Origin of the sequence: Dickeya ananatis (assembly GCF_019464615.1) — a bacterium.
Taxonomy (GTDB): Bacteria; Pseudomonadota; Gammaproteobacteria; order Enterobacterales; family Enterobacteriaceae; genus Dickeya; species Dickeya oryzae.
This window is the reverse complement of sequence record NZ_CP040816.1, coordinates 926,902-946,501: the sequence shown is the minus strand read 5'-3', so window position 1 is coordinate 946,501 and position 19,600 is coordinate 926,902. Positions and strand designations below refer to the sequence as shown.

At 54.2% G+C, this 19,600-nt stretch carries 16 protein-coding genes; 7 read left to right on the top strand and 9 right to left on the bottom strand.

The window, feature by feature from the left end; genetic code table 11:
- Positions 1-85 precede the first annotated feature (85 nt).
- Positions 86-1,177, bottom strand: coding sequence for an iron-containing alcohol dehydrogenase family protein (locus FGI04_RS04130; RefSeq protein WP_407336314.1), 1,092 nt, complete (start codon positions 1,175-1,177; stop codon positions 86-88).
- Positions 1,178-1,450: 273 nt separating this feature from the next.
- On the opposite strand from FGI04_RS04130, the gene manD reads away from it, so the two are divergent.
- The 5 genes from manD to FGI04_RS04105 all read left to right on the top strand — a co-directional run bounded on the left by manD (position 1,451) and on the right by FGI04_RS04105 (position 8,015).
- On the top strand, positions 1,451-2,665 hold the full coding sequence (manD, locus tag FGI04_RS04125; protein WP_016943383.1) for a D-mannonate dehydratase ManD: 1,215 nt from the start codon (positions 1,451-1,453) through the stop codon (positions 2,663-2,665).
- A 28-nt stretch (positions 2,666-2,693) separates the two neighbouring features.
- Positions 2,694-4,100, top strand: a complete 1,407-nt coding sequence (uxaC, locus tag FGI04_RS04120; protein WP_342700292.1) for a glucuronate isomerase — start codon at positions 2,694-2,696, stop codon at positions 4,098-4,100.
- 30 nt (positions 4,101-4,130) lie between these two features.
- Positions 4,131-5,675, top strand: coding sequence for an MFS transporter (locus FGI04_RS04115; RefSeq protein WP_407336312.1), 1,545 nt, complete (start codon positions 4,131-4,133; stop codon positions 5,673-5,675).
- Positions 5,676-5,738: 63 nt separating this feature from the next.
- Positions 5,739-7,196, top strand: a complete 1,458-nt coding sequence (locus FGI04_RS04110; RefSeq protein ID WP_407336310.1) for a mannitol dehydrogenase family protein — start codon at positions 5,739-5,741, stop codon at positions 7,194-7,196.
- A 132-nt stretch (positions 7,197-7,328) separates the two neighbouring features.
- Positions 7,329-8,015 (top strand): GntR family transcriptional regulator, encoded by a 687-nt coding sequence (locus FGI04_RS04105; RefSeq protein ID WP_019844939.1) that lies wholly within the window; start codon positions 7,329-7,331, stop codon positions 8,013-8,015.
- Between the two features lie 280 nt (positions 8,016-8,295).
- Here the strand turns inward: FGI04_RS04105 and FGI04_RS04100 are convergent, their stop codons facing one another.
- Positions 8,296-9,294, bottom strand: coding sequence for an MBL fold metallo-hydrolase (locus FGI04_RS04100; RefSeq protein WP_407321627.1), 999 nt, complete (start codon positions 9,292-9,294; stop codon positions 8,296-8,298).
- 151 nt (positions 9,295-9,445) lie between these two features.
- Between FGI04_RS04100 and FGI04_RS04095 the strand changes: the two genes are divergently transcribed.
- The gene (locus FGI04_RS04095; protein WP_407336308.1) at positions 9,446-10,351 is read left to right on the top strand and encodes a LysR family transcriptional regulator; all 906 of its coding nucleotides are present in this window, start codon (positions 9,446-9,448) and stop codon (positions 10,349-10,351) included.
- A gap of 141 nt (positions 10,352-10,492) precedes the next feature.
- Here the strand turns inward: FGI04_RS04095 and hutU are convergent, their stop codons facing one another.
- From hutU to FGI04_RS04060, 7 genes are all read right to left on the bottom strand, one after another.
- A complete protein-coding gene (hutU, locus tag FGI04_RS04090; RefSeq protein WP_342700287.1) occupies positions 10,493-12,184 on the bottom strand; it encodes a urocanate hydratase in 1,692 nt (563 codons plus the stop codon).
- Positions 12,185-12,197: 13 nt separating this feature from the next.
- Complete coding sequence (gene hutH / locus FGI04_RS04085) at positions 12,198-13,760, bottom strand: histidine ammonia-lyase (protein WP_342700286.1); 1,563 nt, start codon at positions 13,758-13,760, stop codon at positions 12,198-12,200.
- Between the two features lie 107 nt (positions 13,761-13,867).
- Positions 13,868-14,653: an ABC transporter ATP-binding protein gene (locus tag FGI04_RS04080; RefSeq protein WP_038914370.1), complete on the bottom strand. Its 786-nt coding sequence runs from the start codon at positions 14,651-14,653 to the stop codon at positions 13,868-13,870.
- Positions 14,650-15,510, bottom strand: coding sequence for an ABC transporter permease (locus FGI04_RS04075; RefSeq protein WP_168366140.1), 861 nt, complete (start codon positions 15,508-15,510; stop codon positions 14,650-14,652). The genes FGI04_RS04080 and FGI04_RS04075 overlap by 4 nt, the downstream gene beginning before the upstream one ends.
- An 18-nt stretch (positions 15,511-15,528) precedes the next feature.
- The gene (locus FGI04_RS04070) at positions 15,529-16,491 is read right to left on the bottom strand and encodes an ABC transporter substrate-binding protein (protein WP_407321631.1); all 963 of its coding nucleotides are present in this window, start codon (positions 16,489-16,491) and stop codon (positions 15,529-15,531) included.
- Positions 16,492-16,723: 232 nt separating this feature from the next.
- Entirely contained in the window at positions 16,724-17,488 is a 765-nt protein-coding gene (locus FGI04_RS04065; protein WP_407336305.1) for a YkgJ family cysteine cluster protein, read from the bottom strand.
- 251 nt (positions 17,489-17,739) lie between these two features.
- A complete protein-coding gene (locus FGI04_RS04060; protein ID WP_342700283.1) occupies positions 17,740-18,429 on the bottom strand; it encodes an ATP-dependent Clp protease proteolytic subunit in 690 nt (229 codons plus the stop codon).
- Between the two features lie 317 nt (positions 18,430-18,746).
- On the opposite strand from FGI04_RS04060, the gene hutC reads away from it, so the two are divergent.
- Positions 18,747-19,496 (top strand): histidine utilization transcriptional repressor HutC, encoded by a 750-nt coding sequence (gene hutC / locus FGI04_RS04055; RefSeq protein ID WP_407336303.1) that lies wholly within the window; start codon positions 18,747-18,749, stop codon positions 19,494-19,496.
- Positions 19,497-19,600: the final 104 nt, after the last annotated feature.

Genomic DNA, 19,600 nt, shown 5'->3' with positions numbered 1-19,600 from the left:
AGTATCCCTCAAACAAAGACCGGGCTCGCCCGGTCTTTGTTATCGCCTACCCGCTGGGTGAGCCGACTCCGTCATGGTTAGCGCATTACCCGGCCGTGACGCGCACCGCCAGCGCTTCAACCCGGCGTATCGACTGATACAACTGCGACTCTGTCACGTTAAACGGCATGTTCGCCATATCCGGCGCGTCAATCGAGGCACGAATAATCGCCGCCAGTTCGTCTTCTGACAAATCCGGGCAGATAGTCGCCAGTGTCAGCGGCACCGCACAGGCATGAGCCAGCCGAATCGCCTCCAGCAACTCCTCATCGCTGCGTTGCTCCAGCGCCAGCAGGCACAGATTGCCAAAACCGACCAGCAAGCCGTGACCAAATTCACGGGTTTTATCACACACGGTAAACCCTTCATACAACGCATGGGAGGCCGCGGCATGTGCGCCACTGGCCATCAACGATGTCAGACCGGCAAACAGGAAGATGGCATCCAGCACCTGGTCCAGCGCGTCATTGGCTTGCCCTTCCATTACCGCACGGCAGGCGGCCTCGCCGTGTTGCGCTATCAACCGAAAACAGATCTCGCTGTTAGCGCGTGACGACGCCGCAAAGCCATTGCTATCGTCACCCTTATCAATCGCACGGAACTCATACCACTTGGCAAGCGTATCCCCCAGCCCGGCCGCCAGCCAGCGCAGTGGGGCACGAACCAGCAGCGCACTGTCTATCACTACGGCGGCGGGGGCCACCGGCAGGTGATACAAATCGTGAAAATGGCCGTCATCATGGTAACGCACCGACAGCGGTGTCACCGCCGCGCAGGTAGCTGCAATAGTCGGCAATGTCACCACCGGAATGCCACACTGAAACGCCACCGCTTTCCCTGTATCCAGCGCTTTACCGCCACCCACCGCCAGGATCAGATCACTGTCGGTTTCACGCACCCGCGCGCACAACCGTTCTATCTGACTGACGCTGCATTGCTCACCAGACCACTCCACCGCCGTCAGCGTCACCCCGGCCTGCCGCAGTTGCTCAATGATCACGGTTTGTGCGGCTGCCAGCGCCTGATGCCCTCCAGCCACCAGAACCCGACTACCGAACCGGGCGCATACCGCCCCCAACTGCTGACTGGCCCCGACGCCGCGTAACACGGTGGCGGGAAAGAAAACCTGTTGTGTCATCTCTATTATTGTTCCTGTTTGCTGTCATTGATTGCAATTAATGGCCTATCGGGGCTCGATGCTGCCCCCTGTTTTTGCCAGTCACGCTATTTATCAAGCAAACACTATGCCACTTAACGGCTGTTTTTCGCTACAGGTGCCATCGGCGGTTCCGGCATGGCGTGAGGCGTTTTTTTACCCGTCCAGATGAATAACTGTGAGGCAGCGCATAGTGCACGCAAATATATACTTGTATGGTAGTTAGCGTAGAAGACATAAAAAGGACTCAAAACCGTGAAAATTGTTAGCGCAGAAGTGTTTGTCACCTGTCCGGGACGTAATTTCGTTACCTTGAAAATCACCACGACCAGCGGTGTCACAGGTCTTGGCGATGCCACGCTGAACGGACGGGAGCTCTCCGTTGCGTCTTACCTTAAGGATCATATTTGCCCGCAGTTGATCGGCCGTGACGCCCGGCAGATCGAAGACATCTGGCAATATTTCTATAAAGGCGCTTACTGGCGTCGCGGTCCGGTCACCATGTCCGCCATTTCCGCCGTGGATATGGCGTTGTGGGATATCAAAGGCAAAGTAGCGAACATGCCGCTCTACCAGTTACTGGGCGGCGCTTCCCGCAGTGGCGTCATGGTGTATTGCCATACCACCGGCCATTCCATCGACGAGGTGCTGGATGACTATGCCCGCCACCGCGAGCAGGGTTTCAAAGCGATTCGTGTGCAGTGCGGCATTCCGGGTATGAAAACCACCTATGGTATGGCGAAGGGCAAAGGGCTGGCGTATGAACCCGCCACCAAAGGCAACTGGCCGGAAGAACAAGTCTGGTCGACGGAGAAGTATCTCGACTTCACCCCCAGCCTGTTTGAAGCCGTGCGTAACAAATTTGGTTTTAATGAACACCTGCTACACGACATGCACCACCGCCTGACACCGATTGAGGCTGCGCGTTTTGGTAAAAGCGTGGAGCCATACCGTTTGTTTTGGATGGAAGACCCAACACCGGCCGAAAATCAGGCCTGCTTCCGTCTGATTCGCCAGCACACCGTCACGCCGATTGCCGTCGGCGAGGTCTTCAACAGCATCTGGGATTGCAAGCAACTGATCGAAGAGCAGTTAATCGATTATATCCGCACCACCATCACCCACGCCGGTGGCATTACCGGGATGCGCCGTATCGCCGATTTCGCCTCGCTGTATCAGGTTCGCACTGGTTCGCACGGCCCGTCGGACCTGTCACCCGTCTGCATGGCCGCCGCATTGCACTTCGATCTCTGGGTGCCGAATTTCGGTATTCAGGAATTTATGGGGTATTCCGAACAGATGCTGGACGTCTTCCCGCATAACTGGACGTTTGAAGACGGTTATATGCACCCCGGCGACAAACCCGGTTTGGGGATCGAGTTCGACGAAAAACTGGCGGCCAAATATCCCTACGACCCCGCTTATCTGCCGGTTGCCCGTCTGGAAGATGGCACGCTGTGGAACTGGTAAACCAACGACAGGGTGAGGAAAGAAAGCCATGAGCTTGATTAACGACAACTTCATGATAGGCAACCCAACGGGGATAGCGCTCTACCAACAGGTCGCGCGTGACTTACCCATCATTGACTATCACTGTCACCTGGAGGCCAGGGATATTTACCACAACCGCCCGTTCAGCAACATGACCGAGCTATGGCTGGCTGGCGATCACTACAAATGGCGCGCGATGCGCGCCAACGGCATCCCCGAGGCTTACATCACTGGCGATGCCACGGCAGAAGAAAAATTTCAGGCCTGGGCAGAAACCGTGGAAGCGGCATTCGGTAACCCGCTTTATCACTGGACACATCTGGAGCTCAAACAGTACTTTGGCATTGATGAACCGCTCAGCAGCCGCAACTGGCGTGAAATCATGGAGGCCTGTAATCGCCAGCTCCGCGATGAGGCTTTCACGCCACGCGCGCTGATGACGCGCTCCCGAGTGGAGGTTATCTGCACCACCGATTCTCCACTGGATGACTTGCACTACCACCAGTTATTAAAGCAGGACGACACCTTCGCGCCACGTGTATTGCCAACTTTCCGTCCGGATGAGTTTTTTTCCCAGCAACATCAGGTATTTTCTACTGCACTGACACGCCTGTCAGAGTTAACGGGTGAAAAAATTACCCAACTGGCGGATTTTGAGCGTGCACTGGAAGCGCGGGTGAAATATTTCCATGATGTCGGCTGTCGTATTTCCGATCACGGATTGGGAGAATTCACGTTTAGCAAATTCACGCCACATGAAGCCGATGCGGTATTCCTGAAAAAAACACAGAACAAGGCATTGTCCCCCACAGAAGAAACCACCTGGCAGAGTGTGTTATTAATTATCCTGTCCAGGCTTTATAAAAAATATGATTGGGCCATGCAAATTCATTTCGGCGCCATTCGTAATAACAATCAGCGAATGCTTGAAAAAGCGGGCATCAACAGTGGATTTGATTCCATTGCCGATCAGAATCAATTAGCCAGCAATCTGAATGCCTTTCTCAATGCCATGACCAGGGAGAATCACTTACCGAAAACCATTCTCTATAATCTCTACGCAACGTACAACGATATTGTGGCTTCGACGATTGCCAATTTCCAATCTGGCGAAGACGGCGTTAAATCACCGTTACAGTTCGGTTCTGGCTGGTGGTTTAACGATACCCGTCGTGGAATGCAAAACCAACTCAACACCCTGGCAGACCAAGGGTTGTTGATGAATTTCGTCGGCATGCTGACTGACTCACGCAGTTTTGTTTCTTATCCTCGTCATGATTATTTCCGACGTATTCTCTGCGGATTAATCGGACAGTGGATTGAGAATGGCGACTATCCTGCCGACATGCTTATTCTCCAACGTATGGTAAGAAATATTTGCCACGATAACGCCCTACACTATTTTAAATTCTGATTATTACTCTCATTTCAATGAGGATAAATTATGTCTGGTACCAAGAAAGTCACGATACCTGTCAGTATTGGTTATGGCCTGACAGATATTATGGGTGGCGGTGCCTTTACCGTCATCGGAGCCTGGTTACTCTTTTTCTATACCACCTTTGTGGGGTTAACTCCCGTAGAGGCGGCGTCTATTGTCGCCATCGCTCGTATTGTCGATGCGATTGTTAGTTTATTTATGGGCAGCTTTACCGATCATTTCTATAAAAATTATTTTGGTAAAAAATTTGGCCGCCGCCGATTCTTCTTATTAATTGGTGCGCCATTGATGCTGGTTTACGCCCTGTTATGGGTAAACGGCATGAACTATTGGTTCTACTTGTCGGTGTATTTGGCATTCGAAATCATCGCCGCGATGGTGCTCATTCCGTGGGAAACGCTACCGTCGGAAATGACCAAAGGATTTAACTCACGCACCAAGCTCTCTACCTGCCGTATGTTTCTGTCGGCACTGGGAACATTCCTCGCCACTTTTATCCCCGGCCTGCTGATTAAATATTATGGCGAGCACGACGCTAACGCGTATCTGGTTAATGGCGTGCTGTTCGCCGTGACCTTTATGCTGTGCGTGTTTATCTCATGGAAAGTGACCTGGGAACGTGAGCTCACCCCGGAGATGCTGGCGGAACTGGAAGCGAAACAACACCCTGGCACCGTATGGGAAAAATTGCGGATGCTCGGTGGGCTGCTGAAGGATTATGCCTCTACCCTGCGTGTACGGGCCTTTAGAAAACACCTGGCGATTTACCTGTTCTCGTTTACCGCCAAGGACGTCTATAACACCGTGTTCGTGTTCTTCTGCGTCTACTGCCTGAACGTGTCGTCGTCATTTGCTGGCAGCCTGCTTTCCATGAGCATTGTCGGGTTACCAGTGACGTTGCTGGCAGGGCTTGCCATGATCAAATACGGCCCGTCACGTCTGTACATCTTCGCCTACACGGTGATGATGGTGTGTCTCGCCGGTTTCTTTTATGTCTATCGTGTACCGATGGATAACAAGACAGTGGCACTGGTGGCGCTGGCGGGTTGCTATCAGGTTGGCCGTTGCGTGCTGGAATTTACCCCCTGGAATGTCTTCCCATTCATTCCGGATATCGATGAGATGGTCACACGCCAGCGCCGTGAAGGGCTGTTCGCGGCAGTCATGACCTTCTCACGCAAAACCACGGTTGCCATCGCCACCTTTGTCGTCGGTTTGCTGTTGCAATCGGGGGGCTTTGTAAAAGGCAGTCAGGTGCAACCGCAGGAAGCGATTAACACCATCGCCGGGCTGATGTTTATCGGTACCGCCGGATTATTGCTGATTGCGCTGTGGCAGGCGTTGACCTTCCACCTCAATAAGCAAACGCACAAAGTCCTTATCGATGAAGTCGAACGCTTGAAAGCGAACGGCAGGAAGCAGGACGTCACGCCAGAGACACGTCGTATCGTGGAAGACTTGACCGGTCATGCCTACGACACCCTGTGGCAACACACCGAATCCCCCACCCTCAACAGGGCGCGAACCATCACTCACGTAGGTGAATAACATTTCAGCAGTCACTCCGGTGGTCAAAAACCACCGGTAAGCATTCACGTTAGGAAAAAAGTCATGACAACTCCACTGTTACAGGCAAACGCGGTAAAGCCTGAGTATGACCGTAGCAAACTGGTGGCACGCATCGCCCATATTGGCTTTGGTGCCTTCCATCGCGCTCACCAGGCGGTGTGCGCAGATAAACTGGCCGCGCAATTCGGCAGCGATTGGGGCTATTGTGAAATCAACCTGATTGGCGGGGAGCAACAGATCAACGATATCCGGCAGCAGGATCTGCTGTGGTCGGTATCGGAAATGGCAGGCGATAACTGGAGCAGCCGCCTCATCGGTGTGGCGAAAAAGGCATTGCACGCCGAATTGGACGGCATTGAAAACATTCTGGCGGCGCTCAGCGCACCCGAGATAGCCATTGTGTCGATCACCGTGACGGAAAAAGGCTACTGCCACCACCCCGCTACCGGGCAGTTAAACACCGAACACCCGTTGATCGTGCATGACCTTCAGAACCCGGCACAACCCCGTTCTCTGCCGGGTGTGATACTGGCTGCTATCAGACGTCGTAGAGAACATGGCCTGCCGCCGTTCAGCGTCATGTCGTGCGATAACATGCCGGAAAATGGCCATGTGACACGCAACGTCATCACCCAGTTAGCGCAATTGCAGGAGCCCGGTCTGGCAGGCTGGATAGAACAGAATGTGACGTTTCCGTCAACCATGGTGGACCGCATTGTACCGGCGGTCACCGCGGAAACACGGGCACAAATCACCGCCATGTTGGGGGTTGATGACCCGGCGGGTGTCGCCTGCGAGCCCTTCTTCCAGTGGGTCATTGAAGATAACTTCGTCAACGGACGACCGGAATGGGAAAAAGGCGGCGCTGAACTGGTATCGGATGTCTTACCCTATGAAGAAATGAAACTGCGTATGCTCAACGGCAGTCATTCGTTTCTTGCCTACCTCGGTTATCTGGCGGGCTACGCGCATATCAGTGACTGTATGCAGGACCCGGTACTGGTCGCCGCCGCACGTCACCTGATGCTACAGGAGCAGGCACCGACACTGCGTACCATCGGGGTCGACAGGGTCGCTTACGCCGACGCGCTGCTGCAACGTTATCGCAATACGGCGCTGAAGCACCGCACCTGGCAAATCGCCATGGATGGCTCGCAAAAACTACCGCCGCGCCTGCTGGATTCCATTCGCTGGCATCTGGCCCATAACAGCCGGTTCGACATGCTGGCGCTGGGGGTGGCGGGTTGGATGCGCTATGTCGGCGGCGTGGATGAACAAGGCCAGCCGATCGAGATAAGCGATCCACAAAAAGAGGTGCTGGCGCAGGTTGTCCAGCACAGCGCACAGGGTGAGGCGCGTGTTAACGCCCTGCTGGCGCAGGAGAGCATTTTTGGTCGCGACCTGCCCGCCGATAGCCGTTTTGTCCAGACCGTCACCCGCTATTATCTGTCGCTGGTCAATCACGGCGTTAACGCCACGCTACAGGCACTAATGCAATAATACCGACCGACGCGCACAGGCCGCCCCGTCAACCTGTGCGCCCCCCCGGTGGGGAAAATCACACGCCTTATGGATAAGGCGTTGGCTAACCATGTATCATGATGACAAACAGCTTAAATACACCACGGATGCATGGATAACTACGCCCAAATCAACAGCAACGAACCTGTTAATCAACAGATCTATCGTGTATTGCGCAAAGACATTGTGGAATGCACGATCCCTCCCGGCAAACTCTTGTCTGAAAAGGAAATTTCGACTCGTTTCTCTGTCTCCCGTCAACCGGTACGAGAAGCGTTTATCAAACTGGCGGAAGCCGGGCTGGTACAGATTCTGCCGCAGCGCGGCACGTTCGTAATGAAGATTTCCGAGCAGCGCGTGGCCGATGCCCGTTTTATTCGTCAGGCGCTGGAATGCGCGATTGTACGCCGGGCTGTCGAGTTCATTACTGACGAACAGTTACTGATGCTGGAACACAATTTGCGCCGTCAGGAACTGGCAGCCCAGAACGAGCAGATACGCGAATTTCTCAGCCTGGACGATGATTTTCATCAATTACTGACGCAGATAGCCCGGTGTCCACTGGCCTGGGAAACCATTGAGTCGATCAAAGCCACGATGGACCGGGTTCGCTTCCTGAGCCTCAGCCAGGTGTCGCCGCCCGCCAGCCTGATTCAACAGCATTATGTGATTTTCAATGGATTAAAAGCGCGTGATGCTAACGCGGTGGAAGCCGCGATGAGTGGGCATTTGCAGGAAATGATCCACTCCATTACCCCTATTGCTGAACAGAATCGGGACTGGTTTGAGCACCCCTGACCGTTGGCATCAGACATATGCGTTCCCGATTGAAAACAGAAAGGGCAGGATGCCTACCCTTTCTGTTTGTTAGCAATTTATTCGCAATAACAAGATAACTCAGCACATGGGTTTCACGTTAATCCCAGATTAAATGAACCGCTATAGCTTATACCCGTCATACTTCAAGTTGCAGGTGTGTTGGCTGCGTTCGCTCACCCGAATCACTTACCGGTGTAAGCTCATCGGGATTCGCTCTCTTGCCGCCTTCCCGCAACTCGAATTATTTTGGGTATGATTATCAGGAGGGATCCCACATCAGAGGAATAAACTGATAACCAGAATCGACACTGATGAAATGCCCCATCGCCGGGAAAGAAAAGTGAAAACCCTGCACAAGGATTTTTTCTTTTACCATTCTGTCATACAGCTGCCGCCGTGTTGTTTCAGCCTGTATCGGATCCATGTCAGACCAACCATGCCAATCAGGATGGCGGACAAACAGAGCAGGATGTGTCGTGACATCGCCCTGTACAATCCCTACCTGACCTTCTGACTTAATAATAAATGATGAATGACCGGGTGTATGACCAGGGGTCGACATGGATGTCACACCGGGAGCCACTTCTTCTTCCGGACCAAATTTTCTAACCTTATTACCCAGAATGCCAAAAATATGACGAGCACGTTCAAAATTAGCTTTTATCCCATCAGTTGCGGCTTTCGCCATATTACTGTCACTCAGCCAGTAATCATACTCAGCAGCGGGAACCAGTATTTGTGAATCAGGAAATGCCGGTTTATCGTCAGCAGTAATCAACCCCCCAATATGGTCTGCATGGAAATGGGTAATCAGTACTTTATCAATCTGATTTTTCTTGTAACCTGCTGCGGCTAAATTTCGATGAAACTGTCCACCGACGCCTTTGCTTTGCACAAAGGCTTTTTCACCCAATCCGGTATCGATAATTATCGTTTGTCCCGATGAATGAAGAACAACAGGAGTAAACGTCAATGTAATCGTATTAGGATCAAGGAATGAAGCAGCCAGCTCAGCGGCCACATCATGAGGACTGGCATTGACAACAAAATCATCTCTTCGGGGAAAGCTATTAGAGCCGTCAGTCACTGAATACAGTTCAACGGCCCCCAATTGATGGCGGTAAATGCCGCTATTACCCAAAATTTGGCGCTCCTGGTCATGCTGTTCGGCCGCCAACAAAGGAAACGCTTTTGTAGAAGCTATCGCCGCGAATGTTGCAGAGCCAGCCAGAAGAGCACGTCGTGAAAGATTTGCCATATAACGCTCCTGTCGTTTACCCGATACCATGAAAATCTGCGAGAAAAATCGCCTTGGGAAGAAACTATATCTGGCCACTTAGATGAAATTAAGATATCAATTACCATAAGAGTTATACTCAATTTTCATTAAATAAAGCAGGGGTACAGGCGTGAACCGGAATGACTTAACTGACCTGAATATCTTTGCCACTCTCGCTGAAGAGTTGAATTTCACTCGCGCAGCAATCCGCCTTGAAACGTCTCAGTCGGCATTGAGCCATGCACTAAAACGATTGGAAAAGCGCCTTGGAGTTCGACTCCTTGCACGCACGACCCGGCAGGTAACGCTGACCCAGGCGGGTGAACAGTTATATAAAAACCTCCGACCGGCTTTCGACAGTATTGCTGAGGGCCTGAATGAAGTGGGGATATTACGAGAAAAACCATCAGGTTTAATTCGTATTACCGCTCCACCGCATGCAGCAAGATATATTCTCTGGCCTGTGATACGTGAATTCAGTCAGGAATTTCCCGAAGTGAATTTCGAAATAAACGTAGACTCCGGAACCAAAGATATCATTGCGGAAAGATTTGACGCTGGAGTACGTCTCGGAGAACTGATAGCTAATAATATGGTGGCGGTACGCATCGGCCCAGATATGCAAATGGTTGTAGTAGCATCCCCCGACTATATTCAACGTGCGGGAGCACCTGTCACCCCAGCCGATCTTGCTGCACATAACTGTATTAATTTCAGGCTTCCGACAAGTGGTGGAAATTATATCTGGGAATTTGACAACGGCAGAGAAAAAGTCACCGTAAGGGTTGAGGGACGGTTAACATTCAATGATACCGATATGATTATTGATGCCGCGGTGCAGAGTGGTGGAATAGCCTGCCTGACGGCGATACAAGCAGAAGAACCGATACGACAAGGGAAATTGGTTAGCCTATTGCAGGACTGGTGTAAACCTTTCCCTGGATACTATCTGTTTTATCCGGAAAGAAAAAATAACTCGGCAGCATTCCGACTGTTTATCGAACGCCTACGTTCACAAGCTCAGTCAACATCCTGAACACAGCGTATTGGCGCAAAGAATACGACGCTGATTACTCACTACATTCAGCGCAACGTCACACAGCATTATCGCTCACCCCGGTCACTTACCTGCGTAAGCGACCGGGGATTTCTGGCGTGGTGGCTACCTGTTGATAGTTTACTTCACCATTGGCAAATTCAATTGATGCGTTGCCGCACAGGCTTTAGCGGCGTCATAACCGGCATCCGCGTGGCGCATCACCCCGGTAGCCGGGTCGTTCCACAGCACACGCCCCAACCGGGCATCCGCCTGCTCGCTGCCATCACAGACAATCACCATACCGGCATGCTGGGAAAAGCCCATGCCGACGCCGCCGCCGTGATGCAAACTGACCCAGGTTGCGCCACCCGCCGTATTCAGTAGCGCGTTGAGCAGCGGCCAGTCGGAGACTGCGTCCGAGCCGTCCTGCATCGCTTCCGTTTCCCGATTGGGTGACGCCACCGAACCGCAGTCCAGATGATCACGACCGATAACGATCGGCGCTTTTAGTTCACCGTTACGCACCATTTCGTTAAACGCCAGCCCGGCCAGATGTCGCTCGCCCAGCCCCAGCCAGCAAATGCGTGAGGGAAGCCCCTGAAACGCGATGCGCTCACGCGCCATATCCAGCCAGCGGTGCAGGTGGTGATTATCCGGGAACAGCTCTTTGAGTTTGGCATCGGTTTTGTAGATATCCTGCGGATCGCCGGATAGTGCCACCCAGCGGAACGGCCCTTTGCCTTCGCAAAACAGCGGACGAATGTACGCCGGGACGAAGCCGGGAAAATCAAAGGCATTCCCCACCCCTTCATCGAATGCACGCTGGCGAATATTGTTGCCGTAATCCACGGTAGGCACGCCCATGTGGCAAAAATCCAGCATCGCCTGCACATGCACCGCCATTGAGGCACAGGCAGCTTTCGTCACCGCCTGCGGATTGCTAACACGCTCCTGTTCCCAGCGCGCCACACTCCAGCCAGCGGGCAAATAGCCGTTGAGCGGGTCATGGGCAGAGGTCTGGTCGGTGACGATATCCGGCTTCATGCCGCCGGCTTTGGCCCGTTTCACCAGTTCCGGCAACACCTCGGCAGCGTTACCGAGCAGGCCGACGGAAATGGCCTTTTTCTGCGCGCAGGCCTCGGCGATCATCGCCAGTGCCTCGTCAATACTGTTGGCTTTATAGTCGAGATAACGGGTACGCAGCCGAAAATCAATGCGAGACTCCTGACATTCCACCGCCAGCACACAGGCACCGGCCAATACGCCAGCTAGTGGCTGCGCGCCGCCCATGCCGCCAAGCCCGGCGGTGAGGATCCATTTGCCGCTCAGATCGCCCTGATAGTGCTGGCGACCCGCTTCTGCGAAGGTTTCGTAAGTCCCCTGCACAATGCCCTGCGCACCGATGTAAATCCACGACCCGGCGGTCATCTGGCCGTACATCATCAGCCCGGCTTTATCCAGTTCATGGAAGTGTTCCCAGGTGGCCCAATGCGGCACCAGGTTCGAGTTGGCAATCAACACCCGGGGAGCGTCAGCATGGGTGCGAAACACCCCAACCGGCTTACCGGATTGCACCAGCAGGGTTTCATCCGCCTTTAACTGACGCAGACTGTTCAGAATCGCGTCGAAGCAGTCCCAGTTGCGGGCGGCTTTGCCAATCCCGCCATACACCACCAGATCTTCCGGACGTTCGGCCACATCCGGGTCAAGGTTATTCTGGATCATGCGGTAGGCGGCTTCTATCAGCCAGTTTTCACAATGCAGTTCGGTGCCGTGCGGAGCACGCACAACGCGGGCACCCGCAGACGTCATAGACGAAGAGGAGGTCATAGCACATTCCTTATCAAACAGAAGCAAAAGCCGGGTCAGCGGCATAACTGGGCAACAATGCGGTGATAACAGACGGCCAGTGATCACGGCTGGCCCACTGGCGCATCAGCTCAATATCGGTCGCCATCAGACGGTCACGTTCCAAAAACGCCACCTGTTCACGCACCTGCGCCAGCTCACGCTCCAGCAACGGCGAACTTTTCAGTGGACGATGGAAGTCGATGCCCTGCGCCGCCGCCATGGCTTCAATCCCCACCACCGTCGCGGTGTTAAAGCACATGCTGCCGAGGCGGCGAGCGGCGTAGGTCGCCATTGATACATGGTCTTCCTGATTGGCGGAGGTCGGCAGGCTGTCGACGCTGCCAGGATGCGCTAACGATTTGTTTTCTGACGCCAGCGCGGCGGCGGTCACCTGGGCTATCATAAATCCGGAATTCACCCCGCCATCGTTAACCAGAAACGGCGGTAACCCGGATAAGGTGCTGTCGAGCAGCAGCGCCATGCGCCGTTCTGAAATGGCACCGATTTCCGCCACCGCCAATGCGATGATGTCAGCGGCGAACGCCACCGGTTCAGCGTGGAAATTGCCGCCCGAAATGACCTCGTCGGCATCGGGAAACACCAGCGGGTTATCCGACGCCGCGTTGGCTTCAATACCCAACACGCGGGCGGCATGACGCAAATTATCCAGACACGCGCCCATCACCTGCGGTACGCAGCGAATCGAATACGGGTCTTGTACCCGGCCACAATGCACGTGTGACTGCAAAATCTCACTGTCAGTCAGCAAGGTGCTGACGGCCACGGCGACCCCTATCTGCCCATGTTGACCACGTGCCTGATGGATACGGGCATCAAACGGTTTCACCGAACCTTTGATGGCCTCCAGTGATAGCGCCCCTGCCACCAGCCCGGCGGCAAACACGTTTTCAGCCTCGAACAGGCCACGCAACGCCAGCGCGGTGGACACCTGAGTACCGTTGAGCAGCGCCAGCCCCTCTTTCGGCCCCAGCACCAACGGCTCAACGCCAGCGCGCGCCAGCCCGTCGGCCGCCGGGACCAACACGCCGTCAACCCGCGCCTGCCCTTCTCCCAACAGCAGCAGCGATAAATGCGCCAGCGGTGCCAGATCGCCACTGGCCCCCACCGAGCCTTTTTCTGGAATACAGGGCATAACCCCGGCGTTAAACAGCGCCAGCAAGGTGTCGATGACCTGCAATCGCACCCCGGAGTGCCCACGAGCCAGACTAATGACTTTGGTCGCCATCACCAGACGCACCACGTCATCCGGCAACAGTTCACCGATACCAACGCTGTGGGACAACACCAGATTACGCTGTAGTTCCGCCAGTCTGTCGGCGGGGATACGGGTCTGGGCCAGCTTGCCAAAACCGGTGTTGATGCCATAGACCACCCGGTCCTGACGCACAATGTTCTGCACCGTTTCCTGCGCGGCTGCCACCGCCGTGCGCGCCTGTGCCGCCAGCGTCAGGGTGACGTTCCCCCGATAAATCGCGCGCAGTGTGGCGAGATCCACGGCGCCGGGCGTCAGGCAATAGCTTCGGGTTTGTGACATATATCTAATCCTGTATAGACAAGTAAAGCTAAACCAATCCGGCTGCGTTCATCATCCTTTATCCAGCCGGTGCGTATGTTTCATCCTGCACACCCGCAGTGCGCTGCTCAGTGGGCCAGCGCCTGCCGGGTTTCACTACGAATCTCTTCCGTCACCCGCGCCTTGAGCGCCATAAATTCTGGCGAGGTTTTAAGGGTATAGTCTCTCGGCCATGGAAAATCCACTGCCACTTCCGTTTTAATCCGACCCGGCCGGGCGCTGAAAATCGCCACTTTGTTCGCCATGAAAATCGCTTCGTCGATATCGTGGGTGACGAATAACACCGTCTTGCGCGACGACTCCCACACCGACAACAACAACTCCTGCATCATGACCCGGGTCTGGTTATCCAGCGCACCGAAGGGTTCATCCATCAACAGGACTTTCGGGTCGTTAGCCAGCGCGCGGGCGATGGCGGTGCGTTGTTGCATGCCACCGGAGAGCTGGCGTGGGTAATGATGCTCGAACCCGTTTAACCCCACCTGATGCAGATAATACTCGCTGCGCTCGCGTTGTTGCGCCGCACTGACACCCCGCTCCTGCAACCCAAAACAGATGTTCTCGCGCACCGTCAGCCACGGAAACAAGGTATAGCTCTGAAAGACCATGCCGCGATCGGCTCCGGGGCCATCCACCAGCGCGCCATCCAGCCAGACTTCGCCACGGGTTGGCGCATCCAGTCCGGCAATAATGCGCAGTAACGTCGATTTCCCGCAACCGGATGGTCCTAAAATCGTGACGAAGTCGTTTTCATTGACCTGATAATCGATGGGCTGCAACGCCGGGATAGCCTCACCATGCGGGCCAGTAAACACCCGCTCAACCTGCCGAATGGTCAGCTTGCTGTATTTCATGACAGGCTCCAGGCAAATAAACGGCGATTAACGGCTTTGAACAGGAAATCGGACAGCAACCCGATAACGCCGATAACAATAATGCCGAAGATGATTTGTCCGGTATTGAGCAGCGCCTGGCTATCGACAATCATGTGGCCGATACCGCTTGAGGCACCAATCAGCTCGGCGACGATCACGTAAGTCCAGGCCCAGCCAAGTACCAGCCGCAACAATTCAGCGATCCCCGGTGCCGCACCGGGGATCAACACCCGGGTCACCACACTGCGGCTGGAGCACCCGAGCGTATACGCCGCTTCGACCAGATCACGCCGTGCAGCGCCGACGCTGACCGCCACCATCAACACAATCTGGAAGAACGAGCCGATAAAAATCACCAGTATCTTCTGCATCTCACCGATACCGGCCCACAAAATCAGCAACGGTACGAACGCCGAGGCGGGCAGATAACGGCAGAATGACACAAACGGTTCGAAGAAGGCTTCCACCAGCTTGTAGGCCCCCATCAGGATGCCAAGCGGCACCCCAATCAACGCCGCCAGCAGAAAACCCGCCACCACGCGCATCACCGTCATGCCGATGTCTTGCTGAAAATCATAATCAGTAAACAGCAACACCCCTTCATGCAACATCGTCAGCGGGTTAGCCAGAAATGTGGCGGAAACCACACCGCTGAACGTCACCAGTGACCACAAGCCGATAAACAGCACGAAGAACCCCACGCCAAGCGTCCAGCGTAAGCGCATCGATACCGGTCGCAGCGGCACCATCAACGGGTTATGCACCCGAACCGGCGCATCGGGCAGCGCCGCAGGTGTACGCATGGTGGTGTGAGGGAGGCTATTGATGTCCGCCATGTCCGCATCTCTCCTCGGTTATTTCACATAGCTGGCGTCATACAGCGCGGAAAGATCCGGTTGCTGGCGAATGACTTTCGCCTCCAGCAACAGTTTTGACGCTTCTTCGCTGAACCGGGCGATTTCGCCACTAAAGAAGACGCGATTTTGCTCCCGGTCCTGCCAGCGTAGATAACGGGCTGACTCGGCGAACTCCTTACCGCTGGTTTTCACCGCCGCGCCCATGATGTCGTAGGCCTTTTCCGGCTGAGTTTTAATCATCTCCAGCGCGTCAAAATAGCTTTCTACCAAGGCTTTCGCGGCCTGCGGATGTTGCTGCAAAAACGCCGGCGTACAACCGAGCGTGTCCATCACCATCGGGTAATCGAGTGTTGTGGCGAGAATTTTTCCCTTGTCCGGCTGCTGACGAATGGTAGATAAGTACGGTTCATAGCTCATGGCGGCGTCATTCTGCCCGGCAACAAACGCCTGAGCCGCCGCCTGCGGCGACAACGTTGCGATGTGGACGTCTTTCAGGCTCATGCCGTTTTTATCCAGCATCCACGCCAGTGCGAAGTACGGTGAAGTCCCGGGCGCATCAACGCCGATGGTTTTCCCTTTCAGGTCATGCACGCTGTTAATGCCGTTGCGTACCACCAGTCCATCCGCACCATAGGATTTGTCGAGCTGGACAATCTGTTTGAGCATCACACCACTGGCCGCCCAGGAAACGTAGGTTTCCACCGTCGTTGCGGCACACTGAATCGCACCGGATGCCACCGCCAGATGGCGGTCTTTCTGGGGGATCATTTTCAGATCCACCTTCAGCCCGTGCTGTTGAAAAATACCGGCCTTATCCGCCAGTGTCAGCGGGGCGAAGCCAGTCCAGCCGGAAATACCGATAGCCACCGGCGTTTCCTGCGCCTGTACGCTCAGGGCGCTAGCCAGACAAACAGCCATCAACGAGATTTTCCAACCGGTACGACCTGGTGCTGTACTCATGTTTCTACTCCTGTCAGGAAAAGAAAAAGCAATGGACTGCAAGTGTTATAATCTTGTCTATACAAGCAAGAGGCGTGCCAGCACAGCAGTACGGGCAAATTGACGGAAAAGCGGCGGGATGAAGCAACAGGAAGAAGAGAACCACCACAGAGAAGGAGACAGAGCGCCCTATAACGGTGCACCCTGCCCTGTTTTCAGTCACGCAAATGGCGGTACTTCGCTGACTACTGCATCAGACTGCGCGTAAACCGATAAACCCATAATATTGGGACGGCCCGGTAACCGCGTCAGCACCGGCCTGTTTCAGGGTTTCCAGCACGTCCTCGCCGGAAACATGGAACTGCCATGCACGGCCCGGTGCGGCGTCAGCATGTTCTTCGGCAGTAAACTGCCCGGCCAGTTCCAGCGCCGACAGAAACGCCGTCATATCCGGCAGGTATGCCGTGAAACCATCACCTTTGAGCGCACTGGTGGCGATCCCCAGCCAATGGCAAATCGATGCTTTGATATGAATATCATCACGATCCGCCTGGCGGGAACGTTCGATCAACACCTCGGTTTCACGGTCCACCAGCCGGTCTGAAACAATCAGCGCGTCACCGTGTTGCCAGGCCTCGGGCGGACAATCCTTGTTAACCTGCCGCAGTGGAATATGCGGGTTGATCTCCATCGGGTAAATCCGGCATACCAAGGGCCGACGCGCATAGATTCGACAACGTAAGTCGTCGTCCAGATGCCGACACGGGCCAGGATTGTAGGCCGCAAAGGTGATGGCAATAAATGCCCGGGTCTCACCACTTATCACATCGCAAGAGCGTGACTGGGCATGCTGTCGTTGTTCTGGGGGGATACCGATACCATTTTGCAGAAACCCCTCCACCAGAACGATGATTTGCCCACCGTCCTGCGCCCATTCTTTCGCCTCAGTCAGAGTCAGGGGAACATGATGACCTATGCAGCATTTACCGCATTCCACACAAGAAAACGTTGTATTCATCGATGATCGACTCTTATTGACACCACATGCACAAATCAGGAATACAGCCCGATAAGATTGAAGACGTCACCTGAACGCCATCCCAATAGTTAGGATTGCGTAAAGATAACGTTAGAATAACGATAAGGATCGATATTTTGATAAATTTACAAAATGCGATGGGCGTTCTACAGGAACAGGCCGTCTGTCTGACGGCCATGAGGAGAAAAGGTCAGTGAAATCAGGTTTGGGTAAGGCATTGGGGGAAAACGTTATCCCTTATCCCGGGGCGAACCATCATTGATGAAATAAACCACATCGGCGGCATGAATCTGTTCTTCGGTTGCGGTCGTTATGCCAATGTTTTCCGCTTCACTATTGCTCAGAAACAAATGCGCATCTTCGCTGTGTAACGCCTTGTTCATCGCCTCATCACTCAGCGTAGTACACTGCCGGTAAACGTTTTTTAGCATGTCGACATAATGCGAAGACCACTGCTGCTTAAGCTCCAGGCTGTCCGGCGTACTACTTTTCTCGTTCTGATTAACGGCTGGAGGATGGATAAGCAGGGTCGTATTCGGCAACATGACCCGATTTTTGGCCCCACAGAACAGTACGGTAGCGGCAGAAGCCGTCATCGACATATCGACGGTCGTCACCGGAATACGCGAGCTTTTTATCGCCAGATAAGCAACATGGGCGCTGTCTAACTCACCACCCGTACTGTTGATATACAAATAGAGGTCGTGCGCGTTTTTGAAGCGCATATTCGCTTCATCCAGCGCCATCGTCAGCTCGGTCACTTTTTCTTCATTGATATTTCCGCTGAAATACATTTTTACTGCGCTCACGGCGTCCGGCGCGACACCCGGTGTGGTGATCATTTTCAGCGTTGCCAACGCACTTGCAGGCAATACGGTCAACGGTAATAACGGTAGCAACAGGCAGAGGCGTTTCTTCACGTTTATTTCCTCATCAGTTATTCGGGCTGTGGTGTGTCACACCGCCGAATGGCAGGCAATTCACTGTGTTACAGGCTCTTTGGCTTTGGAAATGCCAAAAGGTAACGGGATATGATGAAATGTGACGTCTCTGGCTTTACTCTCTCAGCTTTTACTGTCTCAGCTTTTACTCCCTCGGTTTTTTACTCCCTCGTTTTTACTACAACCTAAGCAAACGTCAGCAACGACAAAAACCGCCTCGCCTCACAGGTTGTCTATACAGGACTGGGCGTTGTTCGTTACACTGCCATTATCTGTCGCCTTTTGAGGATAACGCCTTGACCGACCAGCAAACCGCGTCCCAACTTGCCGCGGCCATGAGTGATACCCCGGCCCCCATCTACCAGCGGGTAAAGCAAGCCATTATCAACCAGATTCGTAGCGGAGCCTGGCAATCACACCAACGGGTACCGTCGGAAAGTGAGCTGGTCAACGAATTGGGTGTCAGCCGTATGACCATCAACCGGGCATTACGGGAACTGACCAGCGAAGGTTTTCTGGTGCGGATGCAGGGAGTGGGAACCTTTGTGGCAGAGCAGAAAGCCCATACCGCGATGCTGGAAGTTCACAACATCGCCGATGAAATTGCCGCACGCGGTCATCGCCACAGCAGCCAGGTACTGCGGCTGGAACGTCTCAGTGCCGATGGCGATCAGGCCGCACAACTGGATATCGCGCCTGGGCAGCCACTGTTTCATTCGCAAATTGTGCACTATGAAAACGGCGTGCCGGTACAGTTGGAGATCCGCTACGTGAACCCCCAGGTGGCACCGGATTATCTGCAACAGGATTTTACTGTTGTCACGCCACACAGTTACCTGAGCCGTGTAGCACCACTGACCGCCGGTGAGCACCGGGTAGAAGCGGTTGCCGCTGAACCACGCCAGCGCGAGCTACTGGCGCTGGACGAACAGGAACCCTGTCTGCTGATCCGCCGCCGGACCTGGCACGGCTCGCGGGTCGTTACCGCTGCGCGGCTGTTTTATCCCGGTTCCCGTTATCAATTGTTCGGACGGTTCGGCGGCTAAGCGCCTGTCCCATTCGGCTATTCTGGTGCCAGCCACCCACAGGCAGAGAAACGGCACCTTAGTGTTGAATGGGAATATGGCGATATGAGAAAAGCAGATGGAAG